The organism is bacterium (genome assembly GCA_024226335.1).
Lineage (GTDB): Bacteria > Myxococcota_A > UBA9160 > SZUA-336 > SZUA-336 > JAAELY01.
Genome location: JAAELY010000413.1, coordinates 1 through 5435 on the forward strand (window position 1 = coordinate 1; position 5435 = coordinate 5435).

General features: G+C 59.7%; 5 protein-coding genes. 4 read left to right on the forward strand and 1 reads right to left on the reverse strand.

Annotation, left to right across the window (positions count from 1 at the left end):
- Positions 1–165: 165 nt before the first annotated feature.
- The 4 genes from GY725_20430 to GY725_20445 all read left to right on the forward strand — a co-directional run bounded on the left by GY725_20430 (position 166) and on the right by GY725_20445 (position 4734).
- Positions 166–633 (forward strand): hypothetical protein, encoded by a 468-nt coding sequence (locus GY725_20430; GenBank protein ID MCP4006552.1) that lies wholly within the window; start codon positions 166–168, stop codon positions 631–633.
- Positions 634–1117: 484 nt separating this feature from the next.
- On the forward strand, positions 1118–1336 hold the full coding sequence (locus GY725_20435; GenBank protein MCP4006553.1) for a type II toxin-antitoxin system ParD family antitoxin: 219 nt from the start codon (positions 1118–1120) through the stop codon (positions 1334–1336).
- 67 nt (positions 1337–1403) lie between these two features.
- Positions 1404–2411 carry an ATP-binding protein gene (locus GY725_20440; protein MCP4006554.1) on the forward strand — a complete coding sequence of 336 codons (1008 nt, stop codon included), beginning with the start codon at positions 1404–1406 and terminating at the stop codon, positions 2409–2411.
- 10 nt (positions 2412–2421) lie between these two features.
- A complete protein-coding gene (locus GY725_20445; GenBank protein MCP4006555.1) occupies positions 2422–4734 on the forward strand; it encodes a S8 family peptidase in 2313 nt (770 codons plus the stop codon).
- Between the two features lie 131 nt (positions 4735–4865).
- On the opposite strand, the gene GY725_20450 is transcribed toward GY725_20445, so the two are convergent.
- Positions 4866–5321, reverse strand: a complete 456-nt coding sequence (locus tag GY725_20450; GenBank protein MCP4006556.1) for a hypothetical protein — start codon at positions 5319–5321, stop codon at positions 4866–4868.
- Between the last annotated feature and the right edge of the window lie 114 nt (positions 5322–5435).

Consider the following 5435-nt stretch of genomic DNA (forward strand, 5'->3'; position numbering starts at 1 on the left):
CCTCGTCCTCCCGCCGCTCTGAGGGGCCCTTTGCAGCTGCTCGGCTGCCCGCGTGCCCCCAGATTCCCCGACTGCCAGCTCTCAACAGCCGAAAATCGATGGTCTTATTAGGGAGAAAGGGGTGCTATACTTCCTATCCGCTTCACGACTCCTTGCTTCGGGAATATGAGCTTCACGCTTCGGGGCTGGAGCACTCGCGCAGCCGCCGACCTGGTGAACGGAAACGGAGTAGGGGATTCGCTCGAGCTCGATGTCACCTCGCTTCTCACGATGAGCCTCTTCGGTTCGACGGCTCTGTTCGGCGACTCGACACCCACCTACCTTCTCGAGTTCGACCTGCCCGGCGCCGGCGTCGACTTCTTCGGGACCATCCTCGAGCTCTACGTACTACTGGACCCGACTCCAGACGGAACAATGGGCATCGTCATGTCGAGCGAGGCGGGACCGCCGGATGTCGGGTACACGAACCAGGCTCCCTCTCCGGCGTTTCTTCCCGGTAGAAGTGGAGTTCGGATTGAAGGGCTCCTTCTCCCTGAGCCGCGCGCATCCGTTGTGGTGCTGCTCGGAGTCCTCGCGGCTTTGGCTAGAACACCTCGCCGCCTTCGAAGTAGACCTTCTCTTGGAAGCCGCTAAGCGTCGAGCAGCGTTCGCGGTCGGTCTTGAACTGCGCCTCCTTCCCATCAGTTAGCTTCGAGCCCAGCTTGCACGCTGGTTCTTGGATTGTCCGGCGCACTCCAACGAGGCCTGCTACTGCTATGAGCGCCACTAGTGAGACGACTACGACGTAGTCGAGGAGTGTTGCCCCGCGTTCTCTCGAAAAAGCCACGAGTATACGGTCGGCGGGGGACAGTAGGAGCTAGAGGCTTAGCGCCACGAACTCGAACACCTGTTCTGGAGCCTTCCCCTTGAACGAAACCCCGGGTTCGCCTCGAGCTCTCGTCGTCCGTCAGCCATCGGGTCTCACCTGAGAGGGCGGAGCCCGGGCCCGATGGATGATGGTCGTCGAGAGCTAACCCCCGAGCTCTCAGAGTCCCAATGCAGGAGGGGCATCTTGTGCCTTGTCAAAGATTGCTCATCATTGACATACCTTCGAGAGTCGGGATACAAACCTAGGACTATGAATGTGAGTCTGACTCCGGAGCTCGAGGAGCTCGTCCAGGGAAAGGTCGCTAGCGGCCTGTACAACTCGAACAGCGAAGTGGTTAGAGAGGCTCTTCGGCTAATGGCGAAGCGAGACGCCGAGGAAAACCCAGTCGCACACAGACCTCGAAAGGGGATTGCGAAGGCGGTCCGAAGCAGAAAAACTCGTAGCGGAAAGAGCGGGCGTGCCCGTTAGCAACGCGATTGGAATGCGGATGACTAAGAGAACCAGCCTAGTTGGAAACGGGAGTTAGGGGGGCGCGATGGCTCAGGGTCGACTCCTACGTCAGCTTATCCGAGCGGGTGCCGAAACGGGCGGGGAAGAGTTTCGAGTTGTCGCTGAGAAGGTCATCGAGCAAGAACGACTGAAGAAGCACCACCTCCTAGCCAATGACCTAGAGAGAATTCTCTATGGAACGAGCGCAAATGGCGGAGGAGAGAAATCACTAAGCAGAGCGCTGCCGCCTATCCCCGTCGACGCAGAACGAAAGCTGCCGCTCATGGAGACTCAGGAGCCGGTTCGAAGCTTCGAGGACCTGGTGCTAAGCGCCGAGAATCAGTCGGTGCTTGAGCAGACGATTCTCGAGCAAGGAAGGCGCGACGTACTCGGGTCATGGGGTCTTAGGCCGAACAGTCGACTGCTCTTCTGCGGACCCCCAGGGTGTGGAAAGACACTTGCCGCCGAGGTGCTTGCTGCGGAGCTGGGCCTAGCTTTGGTTGTCATCCGGTTCGACGCCGTGGTCTCGTCATTCCTGGGGGCAACCGCTGCCAATCTGCGGAAGGTATTCGACTTTCTGGAACAAGCTCGCTGTGTAGCGCTATTCGACGAGTTCGATGCCATCGCGAAGGAACGAGAGGACGCTACTGAGCACGGAGAACTTCGGCGCGTGGTGAGCGCGTTCCTGCAGATGCTAGACCACTATCGTGGTAGCAGTGTTCTTGTTGCAGCTTCGAATCATGAGGGGATGCTAGACCGGGCGCTTTGGCGACGGTTTGATGAAGTAGTGTTCTTCGAAACGCCCGACGAGGAAGGCGTGAAGCGAATACTGGAGGTGAAGCTTCGCGGGGTCCGAAGAGATTTCGAAGTAGAAGGCGGAGCGCTGGTCGATGCGCTTCTTGGACTATCAGGAGCTGATATCGAACGCGTGCTCATCCGAGCGATAAAGGACATGGCGCTTAGTGGCCGGGAGTTTGTAGGGACCGCACACATCATGGCGGCGCTCGCGCGCGAGCGCAGGCGTCGTGAACTGTCCGAGAGACCGACTGGCTAACTGAGCGACCGTGGCCGAGAGACACCAGCATTTAGAGCTTCTTAGAGCTGAGCCTCAAAACGAGCGAAGGCGGGGAGGCGGATTCGGCGGGCCCGTGCCTCCTAACGCGGGGAAGTTCGCGAAGGACCTGGACGAGGAGCTAGCCGAGCACGAGGAACCGCCAGAGGACGAAGTCCCGGGGTTTGACCCGAGGCGTCTTCTAAAACTCACGGTAGTAGCTGACGCTCCGCTCGGAGACATTCCGGGGCTCTCGGTGGTTAGCCAGGAGGGGAGCGACGTCATTGTGCTCCTCGCCAGTGAAGCGGGCCTAACAGAGTTCCGTAGTCGACTTCAGGCGGTGGCGGAGGGCAGGGCTGCGACTCGCAAAGAGCTGCTCTTTGCGGTGCAAGCGTTTGCCGAGGTGACGCCAGCCGATAGAACAGGACCGGCGCTTGTTGCGGAGGGAACGCCGACAGGCGCACGGTTTCGTGTCGACGTCGAACTCTGGCCGCTCGAGCTCTCTAACGAGCGCGACTTGATGCTGAGAAACTTCGCGAGTGACTGCGCTGGAATGAACGCGACGATTCTGGACAAGGTCGATAATCACGCGATTCTGCTCCAGCGGGTCGAAACGAACTCAGCCGGGCTGAGTCTATTGCTCCGGATGCGCGACGTTCGTCTTGTGGACCTCCCTCCTCGGTATCAGCTCGACTTCGAACTACTCGCATCGGATGTGTCAGAGCTGGGTGAAATCGAATCGCCGCCTGAGGATGCACCGGGTGTCGTGGTTCTCGACTCGGGTCTGGCGACGAATCATCCGATTCTTGCCCAGGCGGTGGGGGACGCTCAAGGGTTTACCAGCGAAACGGATACGGGAGCAGACAGCAGTGGTCATGGAACGCTCGTTGCGGGGCTAGCGCTCTACGGCGACGTAGAGGCGTGTGCCGAAGCCGGTGCGTTCACGCCAGAGCTACGACTGTTTAGCGGCAGAATCGCCGACTCGACGGGCGAAGAGGCGAGTGAGTTTCTGGAGAACAGAATCGAGCGCGCCGTGAAGTACTTCAAAGAGGCGTACGGGTGCAGGGTCTTCAACCTCTCGTTTGGTGACAGTCGCCGCGTATACGCCGGTGGTCACGTAGGTCGACTCGCTGCGACGATTGACACGCTCTCCCGCGAGCATCAAGTGCTCTTTGTGGTTTCGGCGGGGAACTTCCGCGGAACCGAGGCGGGTCCGGCTGATTGGCGAGAGGAATTCCCAGGCTACCTGCTTGAGCCTGCGGGTCGGCTAATCGACCCCGCGCCGGCTCTAAACGCAATAACAGTGGGCAGCATTGCGCGGCACGAAGGTTCGCGAATGGCGATTCGGTACACAGAAGACCCGGCGTACCAACCTGTCGCGCGACGCGATGAGCCGTCGCCCTTCACGAGAGCCGGGCCGGGTCCGGTAGAGGCGATAAAGCCTGAGCTTGTCGAGTACGGCGGAAATGCGTTCGTAGACGTCCGAGGCGGCCGGGACTTGTCGCCCGGTCGTGAGCTCGGCGTGATGAGCGCCAGCGCTAGCTTTGCGGGCGGAAACCTCTTTGCCGTGGACAGGGGAACGAGCTACGCGGCACCGAGGGTGGCGCACTTAGCGGCGATGATTCTGAAGGAGCACCCCGAGGCATCTCCGGATTTGCTTCGCGCTCTTCTGGTTGCACATGCGGAAGTGCCAGATGCGGCGAAGCTCGCTCTTTCCGAGGACCCAGCGAAGGTGCTCCGGCTGCTTGGCTACGGTTTGCCAACAAACGAGGGGAGCAGGTTCTCTTCGGAACGCCGTGTATCTCTCTATGCTGAAGAGACAATTGATGCGAACCAGCACCACTTCTTTGAGCTCCCGATACCGGAAGACTTTTCGGGACAGCCGGTTCGGAGAACGCGCATTATTTCTGTGGCGATTTCGCACATGCCGCGCGTGCGTCGCACACGCATGGAGTACAAGGAGTGCGGGCTTACCTTTCGAGTAGTCAGAGCGAAGGACCTTCAAGCAGTACTGCAGGCGTATCGGCGGTTGAAACAGGGCGAGGAAGAGCCGTCATTGCCTGAGTCCGACTTCTTGCCAAAGCCCACAGTCAGGCGGGGTGGGACGGTGCAGTGTGCGCGCCGGATTCACAAGCAAATCGACAAGAGGTTCGAACGGAAGCAGTACTTCGTCGTAGTGACGAGCAAGGTCCCGGCTTGGGCACCGACTGATGAGGCGGAGCCCTATGCGCTGGCAGTCGTGATAGAGGACCGGTCGGAGACGGATGTACGCCTCTACTCACAAATCCGGTTGCAGCTCCAAGCGCGTGCTCGGGCACGGGTATAAGGTGCAACACCGAGGGTTCGAACTACTGTCGGTAGTGGGAATTCACGCTTGGTACGCGGATACGGTCGTACTGAATCGGCTTTAGTTGTTCGCGCATTCGCGTCAAAGCAGCATCGGCCAGAACATCGGGTTCAGCTCGCACCTGGAGGCTTGGCAGCAGCGTCGGCTGCTTGGAAAGTGTGGAACAACCGCGAGCGGCGGCCGGCGAGGTAGATGTCGCCCTTGGTGAGGCGTTCAGTCCAGTAGGTCCCGGTAAGTGAAGGTGACTCGTCATCGTTCACCGAAAGCAGCATTGCCCCGAGGTGCATGTTGCTTCGGTGATGGAACTCTGCCTTAGGTTCGTTTCGATACGATGCAGCGATGCGAAAGGTGTCGTCTCGGTCGTGTATGACTCGGGCTGCAAGAGTCTCCGAAGCCGATTCCGGAGTCATCAGCCGCAGCGAGATGTGCGAAAACGTCTGGCGGACGGCCATGAATGCACGTATGGGAGGGATGGCCTTCTTGGTCTCGGGGTCAACCCAGCTCGAGCGAAGCTCAACCTCCCAGGTGCCAGACACATCGTGAGGTTGCCCCGGTTTCGTAGACACGACAGATCGCACGAAAGTGCGGTAGGAGTGTCTGATGGAAAAGCGGAACCGACGATCGTTCTCGAAGGAGTACAAGGCAGAAGTCGTGGCGCTGGTGCGCAAGGGCGGCAAGAG